Genomic DNA, 26,303 nt, shown 5'->3' with positions numbered 1-26,303 from the left:
GTTTACAATATTAATAATTAAACAGTGTGCTATCAGTTTCATTGATTAAATGACAGTAATATTCTTATCAATCATTTTTCCAGCCGTCAGCTGATATCCACTAACTGGCTTGAAAGGAACGGCCCCATAGGTATAAAAAATCATAAAAAGTAACAGGTTGCGCTAAATATAATGGCAAGTATAAAACTCTCAGTAGAGCGCTTAACCGAAGGTTTATATATTAAGCTACCATTGCAATGGACTGATCATCCTTTTCTACTGAACCATTTCAAAATCAAAGATCACCAGCAAATTCGCCTGATTAAGAATCTCGGGGTGAAGTTTGTCTACCTGATCCCGGAGAAAAGTGACAACAAACCACTCGATCCGGAGACGCCAGTCGAAGAAATGAGCGACGATGAAAGCCAGTTTCTGGATAAGCAGGCTGAAAAGCTGTGGCAGGAAAAGCAGTGTCGCATCACAAAACTAAAAAACTACAAAAGAAAGCTGCAACGCTGCGAGAAGAACTTTGATCGCTCGATGTCTCAGCTACGCTCGATTGTCGGCAAAATTAAAAGCCGCCCTGTCACCGCAATCAAAGAAGCGGAAAGTCTGGTCGAGGAAATGGTTGATGCGTTAATGGAAAGCGACAACGTTGCCCTCCATCTGATGAATGATGCCAAAGAGTCTGAGGATATCTATTTCCACTCCCTGAATGTGGCCATCATGTCAATGATGCTGGCCAAGTCCAGCGGTATGCCGGCCAGTGACATCAAAACCATAGCCCTGGGGGCTTTGTTTCACGACATGGGCAAACTGAAGGTGCCGACGGCTATCACCCGCAAGACGACGCCCCTGACGGCCCCTGAAGAGAATTACCTTAAGCTGCATACCAAATACAGCCTTGAGCTGGCAAACATTGCAGAGGACTTCCCTCCGGCCGCCAAGCCCATTTTGAGCCAGCATCATGAGCTTTTGGACGGCAGTGGCTACCCGCAGCAGCTTTCGGCGAAAAAAATTGATCTGAAGGCCCAGCTTGTCTCGGTAGTCAATGCCTATGACAACCTGTGCCACCCGCAGGATCCGAGCAAGGCGCGTATTCCGTACAGCGCCCTCTCCTACCTGTTCAAAAACAAGAAAGAGCAATACAACAGCGACTTTATGGCGCTGCTGATCCGCTTGATGGGCGTCTACCCGCCGGGTAGCGTTGTACAGCTCTCCAATCAGCAGCTGGGGCTGGTGATCTCGGTTAATTCAGAAAGTCTGCTGTTTCCGAATGTCTTGCTCTATGATCCCTCGGTGCCTTCCAACGAAGCACCTATCCTCGATCTCGAAGAAAGCGATCTGCGCATTGAGCAGGCCATCCCTCCGAGCAAGCTGCCGGAGAAAGTCTATACCTATCTCAACCCGCGTATCAGGATCTCTTACTACTTCGATCCCAACGACTAACCCGCAGTTGCTCTGACGAGCAACTGCGTTTGGTCTCGGCTTTTCAGGGTACTTACATACTAAACATGTCTTTGATCCAGGCTGCCGGCTGATTGCCGCTGCATTGTGCCTTCAGCGAACCATCCCGGTCCCACACAGGCAGGGACTGCTGACCGCTACAGTCCTGGCTCAGGGTACCATTGGACAAGCGGTTATATTTCATCGTTGTCAGCTTCTTGGGCCAGGTCAGGCGCAAAGGCTCCGGCTGACGACGCTGAAGGTAGTCGCTATACAAACGCAGGGCCCCGGCCGAGCCGGTCAGGTTGACGGGCTTGTTATCATCCCTCCCGACCCAGACAGTTACCACCTCGCGACCATCGGCCCCGACATACCAGCTATCCCGGGTTTTGTCGGTTGTACCGGTTTTCCCAGCCAGTGCCGCCCAGCCGAAGGTCGGCTGCAGAAAGCGCGCAGTCCCCTGGCTGACCACATTCTTCATTCCGTAGGTAGTCAGCCACGCCGCCTGTTCCGGTACCGCCTGGGCTGCTTTGGGATAGTTCTGGTAAAGCATACTGCCCTGCTGGTCAACGACGGCTCGCAGTGCAGTTAGCTCTGCCTTGCGTCCACCGCTTGTTACCGTCTGGTACATCTGGGTGACCTCAAACGGCGTCAGGGTAAAAGCACCGAGCAAAATCGACGGCAATTTAGGGATCTCATTACGGTCGACACCGAGCTGCACCATGGTATCGATCACCGGGTCAAGGCCGACTTGCAGCCCCAGGTTCACGGTCGGTACATTCAGCGATTTCGCCAGCGCATAATACAGCGGTACCTCGCCACGGAACTTGCGATCATAGTTCCTCGGCTTCCAGGCGGTTCCCCGGCTTCCTTTCAGCATAATGGGCTTATCGTCAATCGTCGTCGCCAGAGAGTATTGTCCCGGCTTGCGAAGGGCAGCCAGATACACGGCAGGCTTCACCAGTGAGCCTATCTGACGGCTTCCGTCCAGCGCCCTGTTGAATCCGGCATAGCCCGGCCTACTGCCCCCGACCATCGCACGAACCTCTCCGCTACGGCGGTCAACGGCAACGATGGCCGTCTCGACTTTTACGCCAGCCTTCTTGTTTAGCTTCGGCACCATCGCCATCACCGCTTTTTCGGCTTCTTGCTGCGACAGCGGATCCAGGGTACTGAACACTCTCAGGCCCACACCCGGGGTAAAGTTATCACCCACTTTCTGCTTCAGCTCTCGCTGCAACTGCTGGAAATACGCTGGCTGGCGACTGGCAATCATCGGACGGCTCTGCACATCCAGCGGACGGGATGCTGCCTGCTCGTATTGGTCACCGTCCAAAATACCGTTGTCCATCATCAGCCGCAGGATCAGATCCCGGCGCTGGCGGGCACGCTCAGGGTTACGCCACGGGTTGTAATAGGACGGGCCCTTTGCCAGCCCGACCAGCAATGCCTGCTGATCGATACGCAGTTCCTGCAGCGGTCGGCCAAAGTACAGTCGTGCCCCCAGGGCAAAACCGTGTACCTCTTTGCCGCCGTTCTGACCAAGGTAGATTTCATTGAGGTAGGCTTCGAGGACCCGATCTTTGCTGTAACGATAGTCGATGATCAGGGCGATATAGGCCTCACTCAGTTTCCGCAGCAAAGTACGCTCGCGGGAAAGGAAAATATTTTTTGCCAGCTGCTGCGTCAGGGTACTCCCCCCCTGTACTGTCCTGCCGGCTTTCAGGTTCACGAAAAGAGCACGGACAATTGCCAGCGGGGAAACACCGTCGTGATGATAAAAATCACGGTCTTCGGTCACCAGCAACGCATCAACCAGCACCTCTGGGAAGCGCTCACGCGGCAGGAAAATTCGCTGCTCGCCTTCATTGGCACCCAGCATCCCCAGCATTTTCGGCTCAATACGCAGATAGCCCAGCTGACGCTTGCTGCCAACTTCGTGGATCCTGCTCAGCGTTCCGTCGGCAAAAGTCAACATCACATGCCGCTTGCCCTCGTGGCCATCCTCGAACTCAAAAGGCCGACGGATAAGCTCAATACGGGTAGACGATGACGAATACTCCCCAATCCGCTGCGGCGTTTTGACTTTGTGGTACTGCAACAGATCTAGCTCCCTACGAACTTCCTGCAAAGTCGTCGCCTGCTCTGGCTGCAACGTCAGCACCCGCCCGTAGACAACGGCCGGCAGGTTCCACAACTGGCCATCAAACTTATCCCGTACCACATTGTCCAGATAGATCCCGACCACCAGCAATACAGCCACTACAGCAATAGCAACTTTGACCCCGAACCCTATCAGCCATTTCAGCCAACGCGGTAACCGGGAATGCTTCTTGGTAGTTTTTTTCTTGCTACGGCGAGGTTTAGCCGTGCTTTTTTTAGCGGGGGCTTTGGCCGCTGTCTTGCGCCGGGTACCGGTTTTCTTCTCTGCAGGCTTCTTCGCCACAGGCTTTTTGCCTCCCGGTTTCTTTGGGGCTGGCGCTGTAAGGCGAACTGGCAACTTAATCTTCATGCTGTTCATCATTCCCGAAATTCAATCCCCGTATGGCTATAGCCTGAACACCGGGATCAAAAGGCTTCTGTCAGCTGTCATACAATTTGCGACAGCTGACAATACAATTACATATACTTCTTGGTTTTTTTGGTTGGCGCATGGTTTGCAGGGTCATCCGGCCACACATGTTTGGGATAGCGCCCTTTCATCTCTTTCTGGACCTCCCGATAGGAGCCTTGCCAGAAAGCGGCCAAATCCTGGGTGATCTGCAACGGTCGCTGCGCCGGGGAAAGCAGCTCCAGTACAACAGCAACCTTCCCGTTGGCAATCAGTGGTGAGGATTTTTCTCCGAACATTTCCTGCATTCGTACCGCCAGTACCGGTTTATGACCCAACTGATAACGGATCGGATAACGCGATCCTGTCGGCACCTGATAATGCGTGGGCAGTATCGAGTCCAATGCTTTCGCCTGCTCCCAGCCAAGACGGGCTTCCAATGCCGCCACCAGGTCAATTCTATCAATCGCTTTAAGCGTTTTTATACCATTCATGAACGGCAGCAGCCACTGCTCGGCATCGGCAAGCAAGCTCTCCTCATCCATAGCCGGCAGATTCAGCTCAGGCAGCCACTCGGCCGCACAGCAAGCACGGTTGAGCAAACTCTCCGCGCGTTTATTCCACGGCAGTACACCCACCCCCTTGCGTATAATCGCATTGAGCAGGGCTTCGCTGGCCTTGGCCGGATCCGGCTCGGCCATCGGACTGCGCTTCAGGATCAGCTGACCGCAGCACAAATGCTTCTCGGCACTCAAACGTCCTTTTTTGTCATCCCAGTCCAGCCATTCACGCTCATCGAACAACTGTGGAAGTAACTGTTGCAGCTGGTCGGCATCTGCCGCAATCGCCGAGAAGATACGGCTGTCACCCTGTCGAGTCTTGACGACATCAGCCACCACCAGCATGGCTTCATCCGCCATCGGCTCGTCAGGCAACAACATCGCTCCCTGACCATTGGCTAGCTGATAGCGTCCGTCCTTGCCGCGCGACAGAGCTATACGGTCTGGGAACCCCGCCGCCATCAAGGGAGCGATCCATTCGGCATCCACCTGTAAACTTGCCGCTGCCGTGGTCGTTAATTTACTCAGATGATGCCTGGCACGCTGCATATACTGCCTGCTTCGCGGGAGCTTTCCGCCTTCCAGCAAGTTGAGCTGAAAATGCAGATCCGGGTTATTCATACCCCGTGGCGGCTCTTCCAGCAGCGCCACCAGCATCGCGGCAGTCGCCATTGCCGGCATCTTCTCGCCCTTAGCCATCATCAATATCGCGGCATGACGCGGATCGGCGCCCAACTGCTGAATTTGCTTGCCCCTGGCAGTGAGCTTGTTATCGGCATCCAGCGCCCCCAGGCTTTGTAAAAGGCCTCGAGACTGACGAAGCGCCTGAACTGGAGGAATATCCAGCCAACGCAGTTCCCCGGCCTCCATACAGCCCCACTGGGCCAGCTCCATCGCCAACGCAGTCAAATCGGCCCGCAGGATCTCGGGCTGCGGTGTGGCAGGTTGTCTGATCAGCAACTCTTCACTGTATAAACGCAGGCAGATCCCCGGCTCAAGACGTCCGGCACGACCGGCGCGCTGCTCGGCAGACGAGCGGGCAATACGGACTAGCTCCAGCCGGCTGATCCCGGTCTTGGGATCCCACTGTGCTATTCGCTCCAGCCCGCTGTCAACAACGATCCGGATCCCCTCGATGGTCAAACTGGTCTCGGCAATATTAGTCGCCAACACCACCTTTCGCTTGCCTTTCGGGGCCGGGGTGATCGCCTGCTGTTGCTGGGCTGTCGTCAGCTGTCCGTAGAGCGGACAAACCTCGACCTCACTCCCCACTTTCTCTTCAAGCAATGTTGCCAGGCGCTTGATCTCGCCAGCACCCGGCAAAAAGACCAAAATAGAGCCCTGCTCGCCATTGAGCAGCTGAACCACTTCCCGCGCAGCGCTGTCGACAACCTGCTGGCTATCGGCGACCGTTTTGTATCTGTGCTCCACCGGAAAACAGCGCCCTTCGGATTCAATATATGCCGCATCGGGTAGCAAGGAGGTAAGCGCCTCGGCATCAAGCGTCGCCGACATCACCAGCAACTTGAGATCGTCACGTAAGGCCTCCTGCACCTCCAGTGCCAGTGCCAGTGACGTATCGGCATGGATACTTCGCTCGTGGAATTCATCAAAAATCAGCAGCCCGATCCCCTCAAGCTCGGGATCCTGCTGCAGCATTCGGGTCATCACACCTTCAGTCACAATCTCCAGCCGGGTAGCCGCACTGACCCGAGTCTCGCCCCGCACCCTCAGGCCAACGGTCTGTCCGACACTTTCCCCCAGCTGCGAAGCCAGGTAACCGGCAATATTGCGCGCCGCCAGACGACGCGGCTCCAGCATGACGATTCGCCCCTCAATTCCGCCCTGCCGCAAAATCGCCAAGGGTAGCCGGGTCGACTTACCCGCCCCGGGCGGTGCCTTCAAAATAAGCTGAGAGCAAGACGTGAGCTGATCAAGCAACGGAGATAAAACGGTATCGATAGGCAGCTGTGACAATGTGAAAACCTTGTGTCATATTCAAACTATGCTGAAAGCTATTGTACAAGAAAGTCATTTGGCAAACTGAACAATTATCCGCCATCTCCTTATCCTGCGGGCTCACTAAGGTGAAAATCGGTTTTTATGGGGCGACTATCGATGAATGCGAATAAGCAAGAGCGTCTTTTCTTTGCCTTGGCACTGGATACCCCGGCCAATCAGCGCGCTTTTCTGCAACTTTGCCAATTGGCACAGATCCTGCCCGGCGAGGGACGTCAGGTGCCGGACAGCAACCTCCACCTGACCCTGGCCTTTCTCGGGCCTGTCGACGAACAACAGAAAGCGCACCTCATTGATTTGACTAACGCAGTCGCTGTTCCGTCGTTTACCTTCCACGCCTCCGTGCTGAAGTACCGCAAGCGAAACCGGCTGATATGGCTAGGGGGCAATATCATCCCGGTCCCGCTGGCGCAGCTGGCCTCCGATTTGAAAGAAGCGGCTATACAAACCGGGCTAGAACAGGAAGAACGAAGCTATAAACCGCACATCACTCTCAAAAAACAGGTCCGACAGCGACCTGATCCGATGCCGGAAAATGTGGATTTCAGCTTTTATTTCCAGCACTTCGGGCTGTATATTTCAGAGCAGGTCAACACAGCCCGTGGCTCCGGCGTCCGATATAGGTGTCTTCGCCAGTGGCCGCTGACCCCAACCCAACCGGACAACCAGGATCTTGAATGAAATTTGACCCACCGCTACAGGCTGCTAAATTAATCAGACGCTATAAACGCTTCCTCGCTGACATTGAATTCCCAGACGGCGAAGTACGCACCATTCACTGTGCCAATACCGGTGCGATGACCGGCTGTGCCGAGCCAGGAAGTACGGTGTGGTACTCCACATCAGATAACCCGAAGCGTAAATACCCCAACAGCTGGGAGCTTACTCACACCCTTGACGGAGACTGGATTTGCGTCAATACGGCTCGGGCCAACCGCCTGGTCGAAGAAGCAATAAACAAGAATGTCATCACAGAATTACAAGGCTATTCATCACTCCGTACTGAAGTAAAGTATGGTTGTGAAAACAGCAGGATAGATATATTGCTGACTGCCGGTGACAAACCACCGTGCTATATTGAAGTAAAGAGCGTTACCCTGCTGGAGGATGGACAAGGCTTTTTCCCCGACGCAGTCACCTCTCGGGGCCAGAAACACCTGCGGGAGCTGATGGAGGTAGCTAAGAACGGAGACAGAGCCGTACTTTTTTTCGCTATTTTACATTCAGGGATTGAAAATGTATCCGCGGCACACCATATAGACCCGGACTATCATACTTTAATTCAACAGGCAGAACGGGCAGGCGTTGAGATCATCTGTTACAAAGCGGTATTGAACCAGGATGAACTCTATTTAAACAACTGTATAAAATTTCATCAACAATTGTGAAAAATGATGCTTTCTTCACATTGGTATAAAATTGAATATATGCAGCAATTGCCACACATACCCCTTTCTGCTATAGATACCGCCCAAAATTAACCAGTGACGGTTATTAGGTATATTAGGAGATGCTATATGCCAGAGAGCAACGTTAAAAAATCGCTAGGCATCCTGGCTATTGCTGGGGTAGAGCCATATCAGGAAAAAGCCGGCGAAGAATACATGGGTGAAGCTCAGCTAGAGCACTTCCGTAAAATTCTTGATGCTTGGCGTAACCAGCTTCGTGAAGAAGTTGATCGCACCGTTAACCACATGCAGGATGAAGCGGCAAATTTCCCTGATCCTGTTGATCGTGCTGCACAGGAAGAAGAATTCAGCCTGGAGCTTCGTAACCGTGACCGCGAACGTAAACTGATCAAGAAGATCGAAAAAACGCTTCAGCGCATCGAAGACGATGACTTTGGCTTCTGTGACTCTTGCGGTATCGAGATCGGCATCCGCCGCCTTGAAGCCCGCCCGACAGCCGAACTATGTATCGACTGTAAAACGCTTGCAGAAATCAAAGAAAAGCAGATGGCAGGCTAATACTTCGGTATTATACATCAACTGTTTTAAGGGGGAGCAGCAGCTCCCTCTTTCATTTTTTATGATTTGTTTATGAGTACAAAAAGCCACTATATCGGCCGCTTTGCGCCCTCTCCGTCAGGCCCCTTGCACTTTGGCTCTCTTGTCGCTGCCCTCGGCAGCTACCTGCAGGCCAGATCCCGGCAGGGCGCCTGGCTGGTACGTATGGAAGATCTCGATCCGCCCCGGGAAATGCCCGGTGCCGCGGACGATATCCTATATACGCTGGAAGCCTACGGGCTGACCTGGGACGGCAGCATCATGTATCAGAGCCAGCGCCATGACGCCTACCAGGCCCAGATTAATGCCTGGCTCCACAGCCGAGAAGCCTACTATTGCCAATGTACCCGTAAACAAATCAAACTTGCCGGTGGATTTTATCCCGGAACCTGCCGCGAACTGAACTGCAGCGCCAATAACAGCGCCGTTCGACTTAAAGTTAATACACCAGTTACCTTTTTTAATGATGTGCTGCACGGCCACATTGAGATCCCGCAGTCCCTGGCCCGGGAGGATTTCATTATCCACCGCCGTGACGGACTGTATGCCTACAACCTCGCCGTCGTCCTGGATGACATCGAACAAGGTGTTACCGAGATCGTTCGCGGCGCAGATCTCATTGAGCCGACGGGCAGACAAATCGGCCTGTATCGCCAGTTAGGACAGCCTGAAGTCAGCTATCTGCACCTGCCGCTGGCTGTCACCGACAACGGCAACAAGCTATCGAAGCAGAACCATGCCCCGGCAATCGACAAGGCCAACCCGAAGCCTGCTTTAATTAGGGCAATGATGTTTCTCGGCATGCAGCCGCCTGCTGATTTGGCTGCCTCCAGTCTGGAAGATATCCTCCGCTGGGGCTGCATGCACTGGCAGGTTGACAGGCTGCCGCAAACCACAGCTATCACACTAGGATTCTAAAATGGCCCGCCGTGATATATGATATGCGGCTGTTTGTTGAACCCGATCCACGTTTATGAGGTGTATTATCTTTAATCGAGTAGCCAGCTTTTGCCGTAAGGTATTGAATCGCGACAGTAGTACTCTCGTTACCGAGGACCTAACCTTGCAAATTTTTCAACGCCAAGAGCACGGTATTTCACGTAAAGATATCAGCGAAAATGCGCTGAAGGTACTTTATCGTCTCAATAAGGCCGGTTTTGACGCCTACCTTGTCGGTGGCGGCGTCCGCGATCTGTTACTAAACAAACAGCCGAAAGATTTTGATATCGCAACTAACGCCACACCGGAAGAGATCAAGAAGCTCTTTCGCAACTGTCGACTAATCGGCCGTCGCTTCCGCCTGGCACATATTCTGTTTGGCCGCGATGTTATCGAAGTGGCAACTTTCCGTGGCCACCATGCCGATGCCAAGCCGAATCCAAGGGACAAACAACCAATTGCCTCGCAAAACCAGGAAGGCATGCTGCTGCGCGACAATGTCTACGGCACTATCGATGAAGACGCCGAACGCCGCGACTTCACGATCAATGCCCTTTACTACAGCATCAAAGACTTTACCGTCAGCGACTATGCCAACGGTGTCCACGATCTGGAGAACCGCATTATTCGCCTGATCGGCGATCCGGAAACCCGCTACCGCGAAGATCCGGTACGCATGCTGCGTGCAGTCCGTTTTGCAGCCAAGCTCGACATGACGATCGAAAGCAAGACAGCCGACCCTATCCACGGGCTTGCCACCTTGCTACAGGACATTCCGCCTGCCCGCCTGTTTGAAGAAAGCCTGAAGCTACTCCAATCAGGCAACGGACTGGCAACCTATAAGCTGCTCCGCGAGTACAACCTGTTCCAGCAGCTGTTCCCGCTACTGTCTGAACACTTTACCGAGGATCACGGCAGCCAAACCGAATTAATGATTGAGCACATTCTCGCTGCGACCGATAAACGTATCCTCGATGAGAAGCGTGTCAATCCGGCCTTTATGTATGCAGCGATGCTGTGGTACCCGATGGTGACCCGGGCCGAGGAAATTTCGATTACCAGCGGCCTGTCATACTATGATGCCTTTATGGTTGCCTCGAACGATGTCCTCGACGAGCAAGTGAAGTCAATTGCGATCCCGCGTCGCTTTACCACCACAGTTCGCGATATCTGGCAGCAACAGATGCGCTTTAGCCGCCGCAGCGGCAAGCGTGCCTTCAAGATGCTGGAACACCCTAAATTCAGGGCGGCATACGATTTTCTGGAAATGCGCGGCAACTTCGAGAGCGCCGACATTGCCGAGCTGGCCAGCTGGTGGAACGAATTCCAGTCCGCCGACCGAAACAAACGCAGCAAGATGGTACAGAAAATCAACGACGAGAGTGGTCAGCGCCGTCCTCGCCGTCGCCGTCCTCAGCGTCGTAAAAAGCCGCAAGTGAAGTCATCGTCATGATCCGAGCCTATATCGCGATCGGCAGTAACCTGGGCGATCCCGTCGCCCAGGCGAAAAAAGCCATTGCAGCGCTGAAAGAGGTTCCTGAAATCCAGGTGGTTGCAGAATCATCGCTCTACAGCAGTACCCCGATGGGACCTCAGGATCAGCCCGACTACATCAATGCGGTGGTGGCGATTGATACCACCCTGTCCCCGCTTGACCTGCTGGATCGCACTCAGGCAATCGAGCTTGAACATGGCCGGGTTCGCAAGGCGGAGCGCTGGGGACCGAGAACACTGGATCTCGACATTATTCTGTACGGTGATCTGGTACATAACTGTGAACGGCTGACCGTTCCGCACTACGGGATGAAGGTACGTGAATTTGTACTTTATCCGCTGGCAGAAATTGCCCCTGATTTAATCCTGCCTGACCAGACAGCACTACAGACGCTGCTTCGTCAGGTAGATCGCAATGGCCTCGCCATTTGGCATGCTTAAGGCATTGTTTTAGGGAGAGATAATTATGAAAAAGATTACTATCAACGACCTGATGAAATGGAAGCAGGAAGGTCGTAAATTTGCGTCTGTCACAGCCTATGACGCAAGCTTTGCTCAGCTGTTTGAGCAACAGGAAGTCCCGGTCATGCTGGTTGGCGATTCGCTGGGTATGGTCCTTCAGGGCAAACCCGATACCCTGCCAGTCAGTGTTCAGGATATTGCCTACCACACGCGCTGTGTCCGCGCTGGCAGCCCGAATGCACTGCTAATGGCCGATATGCCATTTATGAGCTATGGCACCCCAGAACAGGCCTGTGAAAGCGCTGCCGAGCTGATGCGAGCCGGAGCCAATATGGTCAAGCTGGAAGGCGGAGCCTGGCTGGCCGAAACGGTCTCCAAACTAACCGAGCGTGCCGTACCGGTTTGTGCTCACCTGGGGCTAACTCCTCAGTCAGTCAATATTTTTGGTGGCTATAAAGTTCAGGGACGTGACTCTGACCACGCAGAGCAGATGGTGAAAGATGCTATCCTGTTGAAAAACGCTGGTGCCCAGATCATTTTACTTGAGTGCGTACCAGCCAGCCTTGCCGAGCGCATAACCAAAGCCGTCGAGGTACCTGTTATTGGTATCGGTGCCGGTAATGTCACCGACGGCCAGATCCTAGTCATGCACGATATGTTCGGGATCTCAGCTAACTATATGCCACGTTTCTCAAAGAACTACCTGGCTGAAACCGGCGAGATGCGCGCGGCAGTCACCAAATACCTAGAAGATGTCGAGGCCGGTGTATTCCCGGGCCCAGAACATACCTTTGAGTAAGGAATAAAAATGCAAACATTCGCTGAGATCGCTCCGATTCGCGAACAAGTTCGAGTATGGCGCCGAGAAGGCCGCCGTATCGCTTTTGTTCCAACCATGGGCAATCTGCATGAAGGTCACCTTACGCTGGTTCGCAAAGCCCGTGAGCACGCTGATGTGGTTGTTGTCAGCATCTTTGTCAATCCGATGCAGTTCGACAAAGCCGATGATCTGGCCAACTACCCGCGCACGCTGGAAGATGACCTAGCCAAGCTAAATGGCGAAGCCGTCGATATGGTCTTTACGCCGACGCCGGATGTCATGTACCCGAAAGGCCTGGATCGCCAGACGTTTGTTGATGTTCCTGAACTATCGACAATGCTTGAGGGAGCATTGCGCCCTAACCACTTCCGTGGCGTTTCTACCGTGGTTACCAAGCTGTTTAACATTGTCCAGCCGGACGTCGCATGCTTTGGCGAGAAAGACTACCAGCAGCTGGCGCTTATCCGCCAGATGGTTATCGACATGGCCATGGATATCGAAATCATCGGTGTTCCGACAGTCCGTGAAATGGACGGTCTGGCTATGAGCTCGCGCAACGGTTACCTCACTGTCGACGAACGTCAGCGCGCACCTGTACTGGCACGCACCATGCGCTGGATCAACAGCCAGATGCGTGGCGGACGTACCGACTATGCCGAAATCGTTGTCGACGCCAGCGACCAGCTGCGTGCTGCCGGCCTGCAGCCGGACGAAATCTATATCCGCGATGCTGTCAGCCTCCAGCTGATCGACGAAGAGACCCAGCAGGCAGTGATCCTGATGTCGGCCATCCTCGGCAAGGCACGACTGATCGACAACCAGGTAGTTGATCTGGCTGCACCGCAGCAAGCTTCTGAATAATCCCCATAGCAGAAATGTACAAGGCCCGGCATCAATGATGCCGGGCCTTTTTGTTAGAGCAAACACACAAAAAAGCCCAGCGACAAACTGGGCGTTGCTGACGATTTAGCGTAAAGGCACGCCGATATGATTATGAACGTAAGCCAATCCCTCGCGAGATCAGGTAATAGACGAACCCGTACAGCGCGGCAATGAACACCCCGAGTACTGCAAAGGATGTCCCGATACCGACATCTGACACCCCGAGGAAACCATACCGGAACGCATTCACCATATACACGATCGGATTGAGCTTGGAGACTCCCTGCCAGAACTCAGGCAGCAGGCTCAGCGAATAGAAGACCCCGCCAAGGTAAGTCAGCGGCGTCAGTACGAAGGTCGGAATAATACTGATATCATCGAACGTCTTGGCATACACGGCATTGATCAGCCCACCCAGCGCAAACACAATCGAAGTCATCACGACCGTCGCCACAATCACGCCAAAGTGGGCAATATTCAAATCCACAAACAGCAACGAGACGACCGAAACGATAAAACCGACAGCCAGTCCACGCAGCACACCACCACCAACATAACCGGCAATGATGATATAGCTCGGCACCGGTGCGACAAGCAACTCCTCGATATTGTGCTGCAGCTTGGCACTGAAAAACGACGACGCCACATTGGAATACGAGTTGGTGATCACCGACATCATGATCAAGCCCGGCACGATGTATTCCATATAGGTAAAACCGCCCATCTCGCCAATCCGGCTACCGATCAGGCTGCCAAAGATAATGAAATACAGGGTCATGGTGATTGCTGGCGGCACCAGGGTTTGTACCCAGATCCGGGCAAAGCGGTTAACTTCTTTGTTGATCAAGCTTTTAAAGGCAATCCAAAATTGATGTCTCATGCCTGCTCCCTTTTTTCGGCGGCGACCAAATTGACAAACAGCTCCTCCAGGCGGTTGGCTTTGTTTCGCATCGATAGCACCTCGACCCCCTGGCTGGTCAGCTGATTAAACACAGTATTAAGCCCTGTTCCCTTGGGAATATCGATTTCCAGGGTATGGTTGTCCGGCATCTTCCACATCACATCGTCAAGCACCGGCCGCTTCCCGTTCAGCTTGATATCAAGAATAAAGGTCTCCACCTCCAGCTTGCCCAGCAGCTCTTTCATACTGGTATTCTCAATCAGCACCCCCCGATTAATGATACCGATATTGCGACAAAGCATTTCGGCCTCCTCGAGGTAGTGAGTCGTCAGGATTATCGTGACACCCTGACGGTTGATCTCACACAGAAAGTCCCACATCGAGCGTCTCAGCTCGATATCGACCCCAGCCGTTGGCTCATCGAGGATCAGCAACCTGGGCTCATGCATCAACGCCCTGGCAATCATCAGGCGGCGCTTCATCCCGCCCGACAGGTTACGGGACACCTCATTGCGCTTCTCCCATAGATCCAACTGAGTCAGGTATTTCTTCGCTCGCTCCCTGGCCACACCCTTCTCGACCCCGTAGTAACCGGCCTGGTTCACCACGATCTGCTCAACAGTTTCAAACTGGTTAAAATTAAATTCCTGCGGGACCAGTCCAAGCTGGTTTTTGGCTTCTACCAGCTGGGTGTCCAAATCATAGCCAAAGACATTCACCGAGCCAGAGGTCTTGTTAACTAACGAACTAATGATTCCAATGGTGGTAGACTTGCCGGCTCCATTCGGACCGAGCAAAGCAAAGAAGTCCCCTTCGCCAACAGAAAGACTCATACCTTTCAAAGCCTTAACGCCACCCTTGTAATTTTTACTTACATTTTTTATTTCCAATGCGTTCATAAAATGCAATCTTTATGTTAGAAATTTTCATCAACGGATAACTAATCCGATTTGCTAATTTACCAGCTTGTGTATAGTGGGGCCGGTTTACATAACTTTCAGCCTCTGCGTAAACAGGACTGACACTTATGTGAATTGGTATAACGAATGTATCAAACAAAGGCATCATCATGGCAGATATTAAACAGCTATTCGCAAATAATCTCTCTTGGTCAGAGAATATTAAGGAAGAAAAGCCCGAGTTCTTTTCCCACCTAGCAAAAGCTCAGAAACCTGAATACCTATGGATTGGCTGTGCTGACAGCCGTGTACCCGCCGAACGTCTGACCGGCCTGGACTCGGGAGAGTTGTTCGTACACAGAAACGTTGCTAACCAGGTTATCCATACCGACTTAAATTGCCTCTCTGTCGTCCAGTACGCTGTTGACGTGCTCAAGGTAAGGCACATCATTGTCTGTGGCCACTACGGCTGTGGCGGCGTTACAGCGGCGATTGATAACCCGCAACTGGGCCTCATCAACAACTGGCTACTGCATATCCGCGATCTTTACCTGAAGTACCGTCCGGAGCTTGGTGTCCTGCCTCGCGAAGAGTGGAGCGACAAGCTTTGTGAAATCAATGTCGCAACCCAGGTTTATAACCTCGGCAACTCCACTATCATGCAGCAGGCATGGGAGCGGGGCCAGAAAATAAAAATCCATGGCTGGGTCTACGGTATCGGCGACGGTGTGCTTCGCGATCTGGGCGTTGCAGCCACCAGCCGCGAAGGCCTGGAAGAAGCCTATCAGACAGCAATGGAAGCCATTTTGCCAGTCAAAGCCTAAACGCAGCTGTATAGCGCTATACATTGCAACAAAAAAGCGACCTCACGGTCGCTTTTGCTATGGGGGTACCAAAGCCGGTTCTTCAGCTTAGTCTTCCTGCGGAACCACTTTACCAATGAAAGGCAGGTGACGGTATTTCTGAGCATAGTCAATCCCCACACCGACAACAAACTCATCCGGGATCTCAAAGCCGATCCACTCGACATCCACCTTCACTTCACGGCGCTCGGGCTTGTCAAGCAGCGTACAGATGCGGATGGAGTTTGGTTCACGTAGCGATAAAATCTCGCAGACTTTATTCAGAGTGTTACCGGTATCGATGATATCTTCGACCAGCAACACGTCTTTGCCCTGAATATCGTCGTCCAAATCCTTCAGGATACGGACGTCACGATTACTTTCCATGGTATTGCCATAACTTGATGCAGTCATGAAGTCGACTTCATGAGGAAGCTCAATCGCACGCGCCAAATCAGCCATAAACACGAAAGAGCCTCGTAGTAAGCCGACCATCACAAGGTTCTCGGAATCCTTGTAACACTCGGTAATTTGCTGTCCCAGCTCTTTGACGCGGGCCTGAACATCCTGCTCAGAAATCATTACTTCAACTGTATGCTTCATCTTTTTCTCCATCAGGACGACTGCATAAGCCGCCTGCAGGCTAACTATCACAACGGATCTCTATTCTAACATTCCTGCCGAACAATAGTTATTTTATCGAAGCTGTCAATTATATGACACAACTTGAACAAAACCAGTTTGAATGCAACTGACTGCTATTGTAAAGTTATTATGTAAAACAAATATATAACTTAAATAAATATTCAAGGCTAGGGAATAAACGAAATGGATACGATCGTCAAAAAGACCAGAACACGTCTTTCTCCAGAAAAACGAAAACAACAGTTGCTTGATTTTGCCTTAGAGGTTTTTGCCCGGCGAGGCATCGGCCGAGCAGGCCATGCCGACATTGCTGAAATGGCCAATGTATCCGTAGCGACCGTATTTAACTATTTCCCGACCCGGGAAGCGCTGGTTGAGCAAGTCCTGACTCAGGTAGAAAATCGCTTCAGTCAGCTGATCACCGAATGTCTGGGCAGCCAGAGCAAGCCGCTCTACCCCCGCCTGAGCTGTATCACCCACCATCTTATCGATGCGGTCATCGAACAGCAAGACTGGATCAAAGTGTGGTTCGAGTGGAGTACCTCTGTTCGTGATGAGATCTGGCCGCAGTTTATCGGCGACAACAAGCAAAGCCATGATCGCCTCGCAGAGATGTTTGCCCAGGGAGTTGAACATCAAGAGCTGAATACCCAGCAGTCTCCAGACGAGCTTGCCTGGCAACTACACGGGATCTGCTATGTCCTCTACCTACAAGCCAACATCAACCCGGATCAGGACAAAATGCGCGAGCAGGCTGCCACCTACATTTCAGCGCTATTGGCGAAGTAAATGGCAACATGAGATCCGGCAAATCCTGATTTTTGATCAACAAGGCCAGCATTCCGCTGGCCTTGCTTGCTATACCGAACAGGTAAGCCGGCTATTAGCAGGCAGTCGCGAAAACCACCGGCTCGTGGGGCTCGACTTCCACTTTGACACGATCACCCACCTGCAAGATCAAATGCGAATTCACCACTAATGTGTGTCCCTGAAAATCAACGGTATAGCGGCAGTTATCCCCCATGAACAGCTGCTCGGTGATCACTCCCTGTCCATCCTGCGCCTGTCTCACCTTCAGGTTTTGGGGACGCAGTAGCCATTCCACACTGGTCTCCTGACCATACGGCTGTTCGGTCTTCATACCGATCTCGCCGAACGGAGTAAACAGCTGGTTGTCATTCTTAACAGTGGCCGGAAGATACGACCCCGAGCCGAGAAACTCAGCCACAAAACGGCTGCTCGGGTGATAATACAGATCCGTGGCACAACCGAACTGTTCAATAACACCATGGTTCATGACAGCCAGACGATCGGCAAAGGCAAACGCCTCTTCCCGGCTATGGGTCACGAAAATAGCTGTTACTCCCTGAGCCTTGAAGATACGACGGATCTCTTTGATCAGCCCGTGACGAACCTGAGTATCAATATTGGAAAATGGCTCATCAAGCAGGATCAGATCGGGCTCGCAGGCCAAAGCCCGAGCAATCGCAACCCGCTGCTGCTGTCCACCCGACAGCTGGTGCGGATAACGGCCATCCAGGCCGGTAAGGTGGACCAGCTCGAGCATTTCCTTCACTTTGGCAGCGATACGAGCCTTGTCCCAGTCGCGCAGACCAAAGGCGATATTCTCAGCCACCGTCAAATGGGGAAACAACGCATAGTCTTGAAAAATCATCCCGATATTGCGTTTTTCCGGCGGCAGCCATATGTGCTGATCGGCAATCGTACGGCCGTTGATATGAATATCACCACTCTCCAGCGGCAACAGGCCGGCAATGGCCTTGAGCAAAGTCGTCTTACCGCAGCCACTGGCTCCCAGCAGACAGACGATTTCATTGTCTTTGACTGGCAGAGAGAGGTTCTGTAATACCGCCTGGCCGTTGTAGGTACAGGTCAGGTTTTGGACGGATAATGCATGGCTCATCAGTGTTTCTGCTCCAAAGAACGGTTAACCATGACCAGCGGGATCAGGCCAACAATTACCAATAAAATCGCCGGCAGGGCAGCAAGTTCTAACTGCTCGTCTGACGCGAAGTTAAATACATAGGTTGCCAGGGTTTCAAAATTAAACGGCCGCAGCAGCAAGGCGGCATTAAGCTCTTTCATCGACTCGATAAAGACTAACAAGCCTGCTATCAGGCAGCCCCGGCGGATCAGCGGCAGGTGAACCCGGCGCAACATCTGGGTCGAGGCATAGCCCATGGTTTTTGACGCCATATCCAGTGACGGCGGCACCTTGGCCAGGCTGCTCTCGATACTGCCGATTGCCACCGCGGCGAAGCGAACGACAAAGGCAAAGATAATCGCGATCATCGTCCCTGAGAACACCAGCCCCGGACGGCCAAGACCAAAGCTGATAGCAAAATCATTCAGCAGGTGGTCGGCACTGGTCAGCGGGATCATTACCCCAATCGCCAATACAGTCCCCGGCACGGCATAACCGAGCGATGATGCGCGGATCGGCACCAGGGTCGACCTGCGACCATCCAGGCGATGGTAGAAATTCACAATCAGTGCCAGCATCACGGCAAACAGGGCCGCAGCCAGCGACACCACAAGGCTGTTGATGCTGTACTGCTGAAACTCGGTCGTCCAGCTCTCGGCAAAATAATGCCAGGCATAGTAGCCAAGCTGCAGCAACGGCATCACAAAGGCACAACCCACCAGTCCCCAGCACCAGCCAAGGGCCAGCCATTTCTTCGCTCCGGTCAGGCTGTAGCGAACATCATCGCCGTGCTCGAATTCTTGCTGAAACAGTTTCTGCTTACGCCGACTAAAGCGCTCGGCACTGATCAGCAAAAAAATGACCATCAACATAATAGCTGAAATTTTCGCTGCCGCATTGAGGTTGGAATAGCCCAACCAAGTATCATACACCGCCGTTGTCAGGGTATTCACAGCAAAATAGCTGACGGTACCGAAATCGCCCAGGGTCTCCATCGCCACCAGCGACATACCGACGGCAATCGACGGACGGGCCAGCGGCAGGGAAATCCGGCGGAAGCTGTCCCAGGGAGAACAGCGCAGCAAACGGGCAGACTGAAGCAAGCTGACACTCTGCTCCATAAAGGCCGCGCGCGCCAGAAGGTAGATATAGGGGTAGAGAACGAGCGCCAGTACCATGCTGGCACCACCGAGAGAGCGGATATCCGGGAACCAGTAGTCATGGATACTCTGCCAGCCAAACACATCACGCAGGAAAATTTGGATCGGCCCGGCATAGTCAAACCAGTCCGTATAGATATAACCAATGATATAGCCCGGCATAGCCAGAGGCAGGACCAGCGCCCACTGCAATATTTTCTCACCGGGAAGGCGACACATCGCCATGATCCAGGCCGCAGGCAGGCCAAACAGCAGTGCCAGCAGCACTGTGCCTGACACCAGCCAGAACGTATTGCTGGTGTAGGTCGCCATGACGGTGCCCATCAAGTGGGAGAAGACTTCGTCCGACTCACCTATCGCGGTATAGAAAATCGCCAGAATAGGCAAAACCAGCAGTAGGGATAACCCCCAGCCGCTGGTCCGCCAAAACATATATTTTTCTTTCATTGCTTACTACTTAGTATTCTTTGCAATAAATTTATGGCGTCGCTACAACCCGATGCTGCAATAGAACCACACAAAAGTCCCTACTTTTTTTCGGGATAGTGAAGCTACCATAAGTTATTGGAAAAGATACTAGGGCTTAAGCAAAAATGGGGCTTCTCGCCCCATTTTTATGTAACAACTTACAGATCAAACTTCACTTCATCTAGCAGTTTGATTGCTGTGCTGTGGTAGTCTGCCACTTTTTCAAGCGATAGATCGTCAGCCTGGAAGTCACCCCAAGATGCAACCAGCTCAGAGCGCTTAACGCCGTCTTTAACCGGGTACTCATAGTTCACTTCAGCGTACATCTGCTGGGCTTTATCGCCAGTCAAAAATTCCATCAGCTTCTGCGCGTTATCCTTGTTAGGCGCGTACTTGGCCATTGCCATGCCGCTAACGTTAACGTGCGTACCGTCTGCTTTCTGGCCAGGGAAGTTGATGTAAACAGCTTCAGCCCATGCCTTCTGCTTCTCATCGTTAACCATCTTGCCTAGGTAGTAGCTGTTGCCGATAGCCAGATCACACAGACCTTCTTTGACAGCCTTAACCTGCGCACGGTCGTTACCCTGAGGCTTACGGGCAAGGTTGGCTTTAACTCCTTCCAGCCACTCTTTTGCTTCTGCTTCGCCATGGTTGGCAATCATCGAAGAAACCAGAGAAACGTTATACGGGTGCTTACCAGAGCGAGTACAAATTTTGCCTTTCCACTCAGGTTTTGCCAGATCGGCATAGTCAAAGTCCGCAGGCAGACGGCCAACACGGTCACGAGAAGAGTACACGTTACGTGAACGCAGTGTCAGCGCAAACCACTCATCTTGGCTATCACGGTATTGAGTCGGTACGTTTTGCTCAATTACTTTGCTATCAACAGGCTGAACCAGGTTCTTGTTTGCCAGCTCAACCAGACGGCTGATATCAGTTGTCAGAATCATATCTGCTGGGCTGTATTCGCCTTCTTGCTGCAGCTTCTCTGCCAAACCTTTTTTCGCGAATTTCACGTTAACCTTAATGCCGGTTTCTTTTGTGAACTCGTTAAACATAGGCTCAACCAGGAAAGGCTGACGGTAAGAGTATACATTCACTTCTTCAGCAGCAGTTGCTACCTGAGGAGCAGCCAAACCAAGCAGAATCGCCGATGCCAACAGCTTTTTCATTAATCCATCCCTTAATGCAAAATGTAATGATAATGTTTATCAATATCGAACTAATTATACTGTAGCACGACGCTAAAACAATGCGTGGTTACAATTAAACACAAAAAAAATGCTGCCAAATGGCAGCATTTTTTAAAGATGTGAACTAAATATATGTTACTAGTTTCTTAGTTATTCAGCAACTTATCAATAAGTGTGTCACCCTTAATACACATGACTGCATATTAAGATTAAGCCTTATTTTACGCTAACAAATTCAGGGTAGGCATCGATACCACAGTCATGCAAATCCATTCCCGCCATTTCTTCCTCTTCCGTCACACGGATACCCATGGTGGCTTTCAGTACCGCCCACACCGCAAAGCTTGTTACGAATACCCAACCAAAGATAACTGCTGCACCCAGTAGCTGAGCACCGAAAGTAGCATCTGCATTGTTGAATGGCACCACCATCAGACCGAAGAACCCGCACACACCGTGGACCGAGATGGCACCAACAGGATCATCAATTTTGATTTTATCCAGGCCGATGATGCTAAACACAACCAGCGCACCGGCAACCACACCGATAACAACCGCAGACACTGGTGATGGAGATAACGGGTCAGCCGTGATGGCGACCAGACCAGCCAGAGCACCGTTCAGTACCATGGTCAAATCCGCTTTGCCCCAAGTTGTCTTACACACTGCCAGCGCTGCGATAGCACCGGCTGCCGCCGCCGCATTGGTGTTAAGGAAGATCTGGCCCACTGCCGTTGCATTTTCAAAGTCTGATACCATCAGCTGCGAACCGCCGTTGAAACCGAACCAGCCGAACCACAGGATAAAGGTACCCAGAGTTGCCAGCGGCATGTTCGAACCGGGAATTGGGTTGATTGAACCGTTCTTGCCGTACTTTCCTTTACGGGCACCCAGTAGTAGCACACCCGCCAAAGCTGCCGCCGCACCGGCCATGTGAACAATACCCGAGCCAGCAAAATCACTGAAGCCTGCTTCTGACAAGAAGCCACCGCCCCATGTCCAGTATCCTTCCATCGGATAGATAAAGGCCGTCAAAATGACTGAGAAAATGAGGAACGACCACAGTTTCATACGCTCGGCCACGGCACCGGATACAACCGACATTGCTGTTGCCACAAACACCACCTGGAAGAAGAAGTCAGATTCCAGTGAGTGATCAGCACCCTCGGCCTGGGAGCCAATCAGGGCACCGAACGATGGCAGCCAGCCACCCTCACCGTTATCGACATACATAATGTTGTAACCCACCAGCAAGTACATGGTACAAGCAATCGCATACAGGCAGATATTTTTAGTCAGGATCTCGGTGGTATTCTTCGAGCGAACCAGACCAGCCTCTAGCATGGCGAAACCTGCCGCCATCCACATCACCAGCGCACCTGACATCAAGAAAAAGAAAGTATCGAGTGCATAACGCAGCTCTGTTACCGTTGTTGATAGTTCCATGGTCATCATCCCCTACTCATCCAATTCTTATAAGGCTTCTAGATCGGTTTCACCGGTACGGATCCGTACGGCATGATCAAGGTCATAAACAAAAATCTTACCGTCACCAATTTTCCCGGTTTGAGCGGCTTTCGAAATGGCTTCGACAATGGCTTCCAAGTTCTCTGCCTGAGTCGCAATTTCCAGCTTCACTTTAGGCAGGAAGTCCACCTGATATTCTGCGCCACGGTACAGCTCGGTATGTCCTTTCTGACGGCCAAATCCCTTGACCTCGGAGACTGTCATCCCCTCGACACCGACATCTGCCAGTGCTTCGCGGACGTCATCCAATTTAAATGGTTTAATGATTGCGTTTATCAATTTCATTGCCTGCTCCTAATCTTCTGAATTCCTTTCCGATTACAGTTGATTAACAAACAAGCTTTGTGCCAACTTTTTATCTCCTTGTTTTTCAATTGCTTAGGCGTTTCATATAAAAACAACGAAAAAGGGCCGCACCTTTATGGTGCAACCCTTTCACTGAAAAGAAGCAAATTATGCAGAGTCAGACGATGGCGGTCAGAAGCGAGTGACAAATGCACGCCAGGCATGCAACATCTGCTCGAGATCCTCAAATCCACACAGAGACATACATTCGTCATCATAAAAATTCATGTCTTCTTCCAGTTCAGTATCATCTACAGAAAACAGATAGTTAGCTTGGACAAGCGCTTCATTGTCCTGCAGGCTCAGGGTTAAATCCTCTCCCACCAGCCGCCATTCACGGGTGCTGTTTTTCAGCGCACCAATTTGGGCCAAAATAGCATCGATCCTGGAAAAGTCCTTCCCCACCTCTTCGATTAACCAGCGCCCCAGTGCCTCGTGACCCATAGAGAAAATGGCGTGATAGCTACCGTCCAGGGTATTTTTCTTAAATTCGTAGTCCATAGCTATCCTCTCTGTCATCATTCAGTACCCAGCAGCCAGATAAGCTTGGTACAATAAAATTACGTCACAACACGCCCGCTCGCAGGCCAAAAACTGGTTTCGCTCGGTGCCAATCGCAATAAAGTCCGCACATTGTCAGGATCTGGAACAAGAATGCAACTAAATGCCACCATTGCCCGACAGATTGTCGAGCGCGCCAAGCAAATCATTCGCTATTCCGTCAATGTGATGGATGAGCACGGCAGGATCATTGGCTCAACGGATCCGAACCGCCTCAACCAACGCCACGAAGGTGCCGTTCTCGCCCTTGATGATAATCGGGTTGTCGAGATAGACACCGTGATGTCCGGGCAGCTCAAGGGAGTTAAACCGGGGATAAATCTGCCAATTGTTTTTCAGGATCAGACGATTGGCGTCGTCGGGATCTCTGGCGAGCCCGAACAAGTACGCAGCTACGGCGAACTGGTCAAAATGGCCGCCGAGCTGATTGTCGAGCACCAGGCGCTGATGTCCAAACTTCAATGGAACAAGCGCCACCGTGAAGAACTGGTATTACAACTTATCCAGGGAAACGATCTCAGCGAAAACCAGCGGCTTGCTATCGCAGAGCGCCTGGCTCTGGATCTGTCCCAACCGCGTGTTGCCGCTATTGTCCAAGCCTTTCCCACTCAAGGAGAAAGCCTGTCTGCCGAACACCTGCAACGTCTAGTCCAGTTGCTTGAGCAGCCAGAGCACAACAATCTTGTCGGTATTTCGTCCGTTTCGATGAACGAAGTTGTGGTTCTGCTACCGATCTCACTTGATGCGGATAGCTGGTCTAAGCCCCTGGCACAAAAACAGATCAACAAACTGCTAAAAAGCCTTGCCAAAGAAAACGGTTTTACCACTCAAATGGCGCTGGGCGGCTATTTTTCCGGTTTGGAAGGATGGCCTAAATCCTACCTGACAGCCAAGGCAACCATAGAAAGCCATTCCCGCTCACCTGGCGGGAAAAATACGGTTGTGTTCTATCAAGATCATATCCTGCCGGTATTGCTCGGTTCCATTCAAGATGATAGCTGGCGCTACGAGCAGCTACGCCACCCCCTGCTAGAGCTGCAAAAAAGCGATCCTCGCGGTATCTTGCTCAAAACGCTCAAGGCCTATTTTGACCACAATTGCGATTTGGCCCAAACGTGCGAATCCTTACATATCCACCGCAATACACTGCGCTATCGGCTGGACAAGATTGAGCAGGTAACATCATTAAGATTCAGCGACATAAGTGAAAAAACACGTTTGTATCTGGCTGTCATCAGCCGCAACCAATAAGCAGCATTGTGCAACCGCACAAAATTAAAGCATAAAAACACTGATTATCTGTTATTTCAGCCAAAGAATTCATTCATCTGAACAGGTACAGTTTACGCTATCGACTATTTTGGATCGCTTGCATGGCTGTCAGAGCCTCCCTCAAGCGACAATGCTGCTCACCCGCTGGCCTGGAGGTTTCTCACCATGAAAATTGTAATAGCCCCTGACTCATACAAAGAAAGCCTGACGGCGATGGAAGTCGCCACTGCCATTGAGGCGGGATTCCGGCAAGTGATGCCTGATGCCGAGTACCACAAGATCCCGATGGCTGACGGCGGAGAAGGAACTGTTCAGTCACTGGTTGATGCCACTGGCGGCTCGATTATCAAGCAGCAAGTCACAGGCCCACTCGGCGAACAGGTCAACGGTTTTTACGGGTTAATGGGTGACGGAAAAACCGCCATCATCGAAATGGCAGCCGCCTCCGGCCTGCATCTGGTATCTCCTGAACAACGTAACCCGCTGCTGACCACGACATTCGGTACCGGGGAACTGATCAAGGCTGCTCTTGATAAGGGGGTTGAACATATCATTGTCGGGATCGGCGGCAGTGCCACCAACGACGGCGGGATCGGGATGGCCCAGGCGCTCGGCATTACAATGCAGGATGTCGAAGGCAAAGAGCTTGGTTATGGCGGCGGTGAACTCGCCCGGCTTGCCACTATCGACATCAGCCAGCTTGATCCTCGCCTGGCCGGTATCAAACTGGAAGTCGCCTGCGATGTCGATAATCCGCTATGCGGCCCCAAAGGTGCTTCCCACGTATTCGGCCCGCAAAAAGGGGCGACTGCCGAGATGATCCAGCAGCTCGATAGCAACCTTGCCCGATACGCAGGAATCATCAAAGATCAATTGGATCGTGACGTTAAAGATATAGCCGGTGCCGGTGCTGCCGGTGGCCTTGGTGCTGCCCTGCTTGGCCTGCTCGATGCCAGCCTGCGTCCGGGGATCGATATCGTTATGGATGCGGTCAACCTGGCCGGCACCGTCGCCGATGCTGATCTGGTTATTACCGGCGAAGGACGAATAGACAGCCAGACTATTCACGGCAAGACCCCGATTGGCGTCGCTCGCAGTGCGAAAAAATACGATATTCCGGTGATCGGGATCGCAGGTAGCCTGTCTGATGATTGTGATGTGGTCTACGACCACGGTATCGATGCCGTCTTCAGCGTCGTACCACGTTCGATGGCCCTGAGCGAGGCACTGGAAGAAGCGGCATGCAATGTCCAGGTGACGGCACGCAACGTCGCTGCAATGCTGACAGTCGGAAAAAGATAAGTATTCAACACATAGAACAGTACCGTAACAACAAGCTGCAAACAAAAAGCCCTCGCTGTGCGAGGGCTTTCTTATTGGGTGTTAT

Annotated in this window: 24 protein-coding genes; 13 read left to right on the top strand and 11 right to left on the bottom strand. The window is 52.1% G+C overall.

Features of this window, described 5'->3' with window-relative positions; all coding sequences use genetic code 11:
• The first annotated feature begins 171 nt into the window (after nucleotides 1-171).
• Nucleotides 172-1,428, top strand: a complete 1,257-nt coding sequence (locus L4D19_RS21015; protein WP_428454110.1) for a cyclic di-GMP phosphodiesterase — start codon at nucleotides 172-174, stop codon at nucleotides 1,426-1,428.
• 52 nt (nucleotides 1,429-1,480) lie between these two features.
• Here the strand turns inward: L4D19_RS21015 and mrcB are convergent, their stop codons facing one another.
• Both mrcB and hrpB read right to left on the bottom strand, forming a co-directional pair.
• Nucleotides 1,481-3,946, bottom strand: a complete 2,466-nt coding sequence (gene mrcB, locus L4D19_RS21010) for a penicillin-binding protein 1B (RefSeq protein WP_428454179.1) — start codon at nucleotides 3,944-3,946, stop codon at nucleotides 1,481-1,483.
• A gap of 98 nt (nucleotides 3,947-4,044) precedes the next feature.
• Nucleotides 4,045-6,513 carry an ATP-dependent helicase HrpB gene (hrpB, locus tag L4D19_RS21005; RefSeq protein WP_428454109.1) on the bottom strand — a complete coding sequence of 823 codons (2,469 nt, stop codon included), beginning with the start codon at nucleotides 6,511-6,513 and terminating at the stop codon, nucleotides 4,045-4,047.
• 141 nt (nucleotides 6,514-6,654) lie between these two features.
• Here hrpB and thpR point away from each other — a divergent pair, with 141 nt between their 5' ends.
• The 8 genes from thpR (at nucleotide 6,655) to panC (ending at nucleotide 13,137) form a co-directional block, all read left to right on the top strand.
• Nucleotides 6,655-7,236, top strand: a complete 582-nt coding sequence (gene thpR / locus L4D19_RS21000) for an RNA 2',3'-cyclic phosphodiesterase (protein WP_428454108.1) — start codon at nucleotides 6,655-6,657, stop codon at nucleotides 7,234-7,236.
• Nucleotides 7,233-7,943 (top strand): DNA/RNA nuclease SfsA, encoded by a 711-nt coding sequence (gene sfsA, locus L4D19_RS20995; RefSeq protein ID WP_160652091.1) that lies wholly within the window; start codon nucleotides 7,233-7,235, stop codon nucleotides 7,941-7,943. The genes thpR and sfsA overlap by 4 nt, the downstream gene beginning before the upstream one ends.
• A gap of 129 nt (nucleotides 7,944-8,072) precedes the next feature.
• The gene (dksA, locus tag L4D19_RS20990) at nucleotides 8,073-8,522 is read left to right on the top strand and encodes an RNA polymerase-binding protein DksA (protein WP_075762320.1); all 450 of its coding nucleotides are present in this window, start codon (nucleotides 8,073-8,075) and stop codon (nucleotides 8,520-8,522) included.
• A 72-nt stretch (nucleotides 8,523-8,594) separates the two neighbouring features.
• Nucleotides 8,595-9,479, top strand: coding sequence for a tRNA glutamyl-Q(34) synthetase GluQRS (gene gluQRS, locus L4D19_RS20985; protein WP_428454107.1), 885 nt, complete (start codon nucleotides 8,595-8,597; stop codon nucleotides 9,477-9,479).
• 103 nt (nucleotides 9,480-9,582) lie between these two features.
• Nucleotides 9,583-10,953, top strand: coding sequence for a polynucleotide adenylyltransferase PcnB (gene pcnB / locus L4D19_RS20980; protein ID WP_428454178.1), 1,371 nt, complete (start codon nucleotides 9,583-9,585; stop codon nucleotides 10,951-10,953).
• A complete protein-coding gene (gene folK / locus L4D19_RS20975) occupies nucleotides 10,950-11,435 on the top strand; it encodes a 2-amino-4-hydroxy-6-hydroxymethyldihydropteridine diphosphokinase (RefSeq protein WP_428454106.1) in 486 nt (161 codons plus the stop codon). Before pcnB ends, folK begins: the two co-directional genes overlap by 4 nt.
• A 25-nt stretch (nucleotides 11,436-11,460) precedes the next feature.
• Complete coding sequence (panB, locus tag L4D19_RS20970) at nucleotides 11,461-12,255, top strand: 3-methyl-2-oxobutanoate hydroxymethyltransferase (RefSeq protein WP_160652101.1); 795 nt, start codon at nucleotides 11,461-11,463, stop codon at nucleotides 12,253-12,255.
• A gap of 9 nt (nucleotides 12,256-12,264) precedes the next feature.
• Entirely contained in the window at nucleotides 12,265-13,137 is an 873-nt protein-coding gene (gene panC, locus L4D19_RS20965; RefSeq protein WP_428454105.1) for a pantoate--beta-alanine ligase, read from the top strand.
• A gap of 130 nt (nucleotides 13,138-13,267) precedes the next feature.
• Here panC and L4D19_RS20960 read toward each other — a convergent pair whose 3' ends face one another.
• Both L4D19_RS20960 and L4D19_RS20955 read right to left on the bottom strand, forming a co-directional pair.
• Nucleotides 13,268-14,038 carry an ABC transporter permease gene (locus L4D19_RS20960; protein ID WP_428454104.1) on the bottom strand — a complete coding sequence of 257 codons (771 nt, stop codon included), beginning with the start codon at nucleotides 14,036-14,038 and terminating at the stop codon, nucleotides 13,268-13,270.
• Nucleotides 14,035-14,958: an ABC transporter ATP-binding protein gene (locus tag L4D19_RS20955; RefSeq protein ID WP_428454103.1), complete on the bottom strand. Its 924-nt coding sequence runs from the start codon at nucleotides 14,956-14,958 to the stop codon at nucleotides 14,035-14,037. The genes L4D19_RS20960 and L4D19_RS20955 overlap by 4 nt, the downstream gene beginning before the upstream one ends.
• Before the next feature lie 170 nt (nucleotides 14,959-15,128).
• Here L4D19_RS20955 and can point away from each other — a divergent pair, with 170 nt between their 5' ends.
• The gene (can, locus tag L4D19_RS20950; protein WP_075762328.1) at nucleotides 15,129-15,782 is read left to right on the top strand and encodes a carbonate dehydratase; all 654 of its coding nucleotides are present in this window, start codon (nucleotides 15,129-15,131) and stop codon (nucleotides 15,780-15,782) included.
• A gap of 87 nt (nucleotides 15,783-15,869) precedes the next feature.
• On the opposite strand, the gene hpt is transcribed toward can, so the two are convergent.
• Nucleotides 15,870-16,403: a hypoxanthine phosphoribosyltransferase gene (hpt, locus tag L4D19_RS20945; RefSeq protein ID WP_428454102.1), complete on the bottom strand. Its 534-nt coding sequence runs from the start codon at nucleotides 16,401-16,403 to the stop codon at nucleotides 15,870-15,872.
• Nucleotides 16,404-16,628: 225 nt separating this feature from the next.
• Here hpt and L4D19_RS20940 point away from each other — a divergent pair, with 225 nt between their 5' ends.
• A complete protein-coding gene (locus L4D19_RS20940) occupies nucleotides 16,629-17,234 on the top strand; it encodes a TetR/AcrR family transcriptional regulator (RefSeq protein WP_428454101.1) in 606 nt (201 codons plus the stop codon).
• Between the two features lie 94 nt (nucleotides 17,235-17,328).
• Here the strand turns inward: L4D19_RS20940 and L4D19_RS20935 are convergent, their stop codons facing one another.
• From L4D19_RS20935 to L4D19_RS20910, 6 genes are all read right to left on the bottom strand, one after another.
• Nucleotides 17,329-18,369, bottom strand: a complete 1,041-nt coding sequence (locus L4D19_RS20935) for an ABC transporter ATP-binding protein (RefSeq protein ID WP_428454100.1) — start codon at nucleotides 18,367-18,369, stop codon at nucleotides 17,329-17,331.
• A complete protein-coding gene (locus tag L4D19_RS20930; RefSeq protein WP_075762331.1) occupies nucleotides 18,369-19,997 on the bottom strand; it encodes an ABC transporter permease in 1,629 nt (542 codons plus the stop codon). Before L4D19_RS20930 ends, L4D19_RS20935 begins: the two co-directional genes overlap by 1 nt.
• Nucleotides 19,998-20,176: 179 nt before the next feature.
• The gene (locus L4D19_RS20925; RefSeq protein ID WP_428454099.1) at nucleotides 20,177-21,190 is read right to left on the bottom strand and encodes a Fe(3+) ABC transporter substrate-binding protein; all 1,014 of its coding nucleotides are present in this window, start codon (nucleotides 21,188-21,190) and stop codon (nucleotides 20,177-20,179) included.
• A gap of 237 nt (nucleotides 21,191-21,427) precedes the next feature.
• Complete coding sequence (locus L4D19_RS20920) at nucleotides 21,428-22,657, bottom strand: ammonium transporter (RefSeq protein WP_428454098.1); 1,230 nt, start codon at nucleotides 22,655-22,657, stop codon at nucleotides 21,428-21,430.
• 27 nt (nucleotides 22,658-22,684) lie between these two features.
• A complete protein-coding gene (locus tag L4D19_RS20915) occupies nucleotides 22,685-23,023 on the bottom strand; it encodes a P-II family nitrogen regulator (RefSeq protein ID WP_075762333.1) in 339 nt (112 codons plus the stop codon).
• A 192-nt stretch (nucleotides 23,024-23,215) separates the two neighbouring features.
• Complete coding sequence (locus tag L4D19_RS20910; protein ID WP_428454097.1) at nucleotides 23,216-23,584, bottom strand: YacL family protein; 369 nt, start codon at nucleotides 23,582-23,584, stop codon at nucleotides 23,216-23,218.
• A gap of 153 nt (nucleotides 23,585-23,737) precedes the next feature.
• Between L4D19_RS20910 and L4D19_RS20905 the strand changes: the two genes are divergently transcribed.
• Together L4D19_RS20905 and L4D19_RS20900 are read left to right on the top strand one after the other, a co-directional pair.
• The gene (locus tag L4D19_RS20905; protein WP_428454096.1) at nucleotides 23,738-24,895 is read left to right on the top strand and encodes a sugar diacid recognition domain-containing protein; all 1,158 of its coding nucleotides are present in this window, start codon (nucleotides 23,738-23,740) and stop codon (nucleotides 24,893-24,895) included.
• Nucleotides 24,896-25,081: 186 nt separating this feature from the next.
• Nucleotides 25,082-26,218, top strand: coding sequence for a glycerate kinase (locus tag L4D19_RS20900; RefSeq protein ID WP_428454095.1), 1,137 nt, complete (start codon nucleotides 25,082-25,084; stop codon nucleotides 26,216-26,218).
• The last annotated feature ends 85 nt before the right edge of the window (nucleotides 26,219-26,303 follow it).

This window comes from Photobacterium kasasachensis (assembly GCF_050336885.1).
GTDB classification, from domain to species: domain Bacteria; phylum Pseudomonadota; class Gammaproteobacteria; order Enterobacterales; family Vibrionaceae; genus Photobacterium; species Photobacterium kasasachensis.
Note: the sequence above shows the minus strand (reverse complement) of the source record. Positions and strands in the feature narration are given on the sequence as shown.

Excerpts from the sequence above, each read along its gene's own strand:
- panC (WP_428454105.1), top strand. The coding sequence starts at position 12,265 with ATGCAAACATTCGCTGAGATCGCTCCGATTCGCGAACAAGTTCGAGTA.
- L4D19_RS20925 (WP_428454099.1), bottom strand. The coding sequence starts at position 21,190 with ATGAAAAAGCTGTTGGCATCGGCGATTCTGCTTGGTTTGGCTGCTCCT.
- mrcB (WP_428454179.1), bottom strand. The coding sequence starts at position 3,946 with ATGAACAGCATGAAGATTAAGTTGCCAGTTCGCCTTACAGCGCCAGCC.
- L4D19_RS20915 (WP_075762333.1), bottom strand. The coding sequence starts at position 23,023 with ATGAAATTGATAAACGCAATCATTAAACCATTTAAATTGGATGACGTC.
- L4D19_RS20960 (WP_428454104.1), bottom strand. The coding sequence starts at position 14,038 with ATGAGACATCAATTTTGGATTGCCTTTAAAAGCTTGATCAACAAAGAA.
- hpt (WP_428454102.1), bottom strand. The coding sequence starts at position 16,403 with ATGAAGCATACAGTTGAAGTAATGATTTCTGAGCAGGATGTTCAGGCC.
- L4D19_RS20910 (WP_428454097.1), bottom strand. The coding sequence starts at position 23,584 with ATGGACTACGAATTTAAGAAAAATACCCTGGACGGTAGCTATCACGCC.
- L4D19_RS20930 (WP_075762331.1), bottom strand. The coding sequence starts at position 19,997 with ATGAAAGAAAAATATATGTTTTGGCGGACCAGCGGCTGGGGGTTATCC.
- L4D19_RS20905 (WP_428454096.1), top strand. The coding sequence starts at position 23,738 with ATGCAACTAAATGCCACCATTGCCCGACAGATTGTCGAGCGCGCCAAG.
- thpR (WP_428454108.1), top strand. The coding sequence starts at position 6,655 with ATGAATGCGAATAAGCAAGAGCGTCTTTTCTTTGCCTTGGCACTGGAT.
- L4D19_RS21015 (WP_428454110.1), top strand. The coding sequence starts at position 172 with ATGGCAAGTATAAAACTCTCAGTAGAGCGCTTAACCGAAGGTTTATAT.
- L4D19_RS20955 (WP_428454103.1), bottom strand. The coding sequence starts at position 14,958 with ATGAACGCATTGGAAATAAAAAATGTAAGTAAAAATTACAAGGGTGGC.
- L4D19_RS20940 (WP_428454101.1), top strand. The coding sequence starts at position 16,629 with ATGGATACGATCGTCAAAAAGACCAGAACACGTCTTTCTCCAGAAAAA.
- L4D19_RS20920 (WP_428454098.1), bottom strand. The coding sequence starts at position 22,657 with ATGGAACTATCAACAACGGTAACAGAGCTGCGTTATGCACTCGATACT.
- folK (WP_428454106.1), top strand. The coding sequence starts at position 10,950 with ATGATCCGAGCCTATATCGCGATCGGCAGTAACCTGGGCGATCCCGTC.
- dksA (WP_075762320.1), top strand. The coding sequence starts at position 8,073 with ATGCCAGAGAGCAACGTTAAAAAATCGCTAGGCATCCTGGCTATTGCT.
- L4D19_RS20935 (WP_428454100.1), bottom strand. The coding sequence starts at position 18,369 with ATGAGCCATGCATTATCCGTCCAAAACCTGACCTGTACCTACAACGGC.
- sfsA (WP_160652091.1), top strand. The coding sequence starts at position 7,233 with ATGAAATTTGACCCACCGCTACAGGCTGCTAAATTAATCAGACGCTAT.
- can (WP_075762328.1), top strand. The coding sequence starts at position 15,129 with ATGGCAGATATTAAACAGCTATTCGCAAATAATCTCTCTTGGTCAGAG.
- panB (WP_160652101.1), top strand. The coding sequence starts at position 11,461 with ATGAAAAAGATTACTATCAACGACCTGATGAAATGGAAGCAGGAAGGT.
- gluQRS (WP_428454107.1), top strand. The coding sequence starts at position 8,595 with ATGAGTACAAAAAGCCACTATATCGGCCGCTTTGCGCCCTCTCCGTCA.
- L4D19_RS20900 (WP_428454095.1), top strand. The coding sequence starts at position 25,082 with ATGAAAATTGTAATAGCCCCTGACTCATACAAAGAAAGCCTGACGGCG.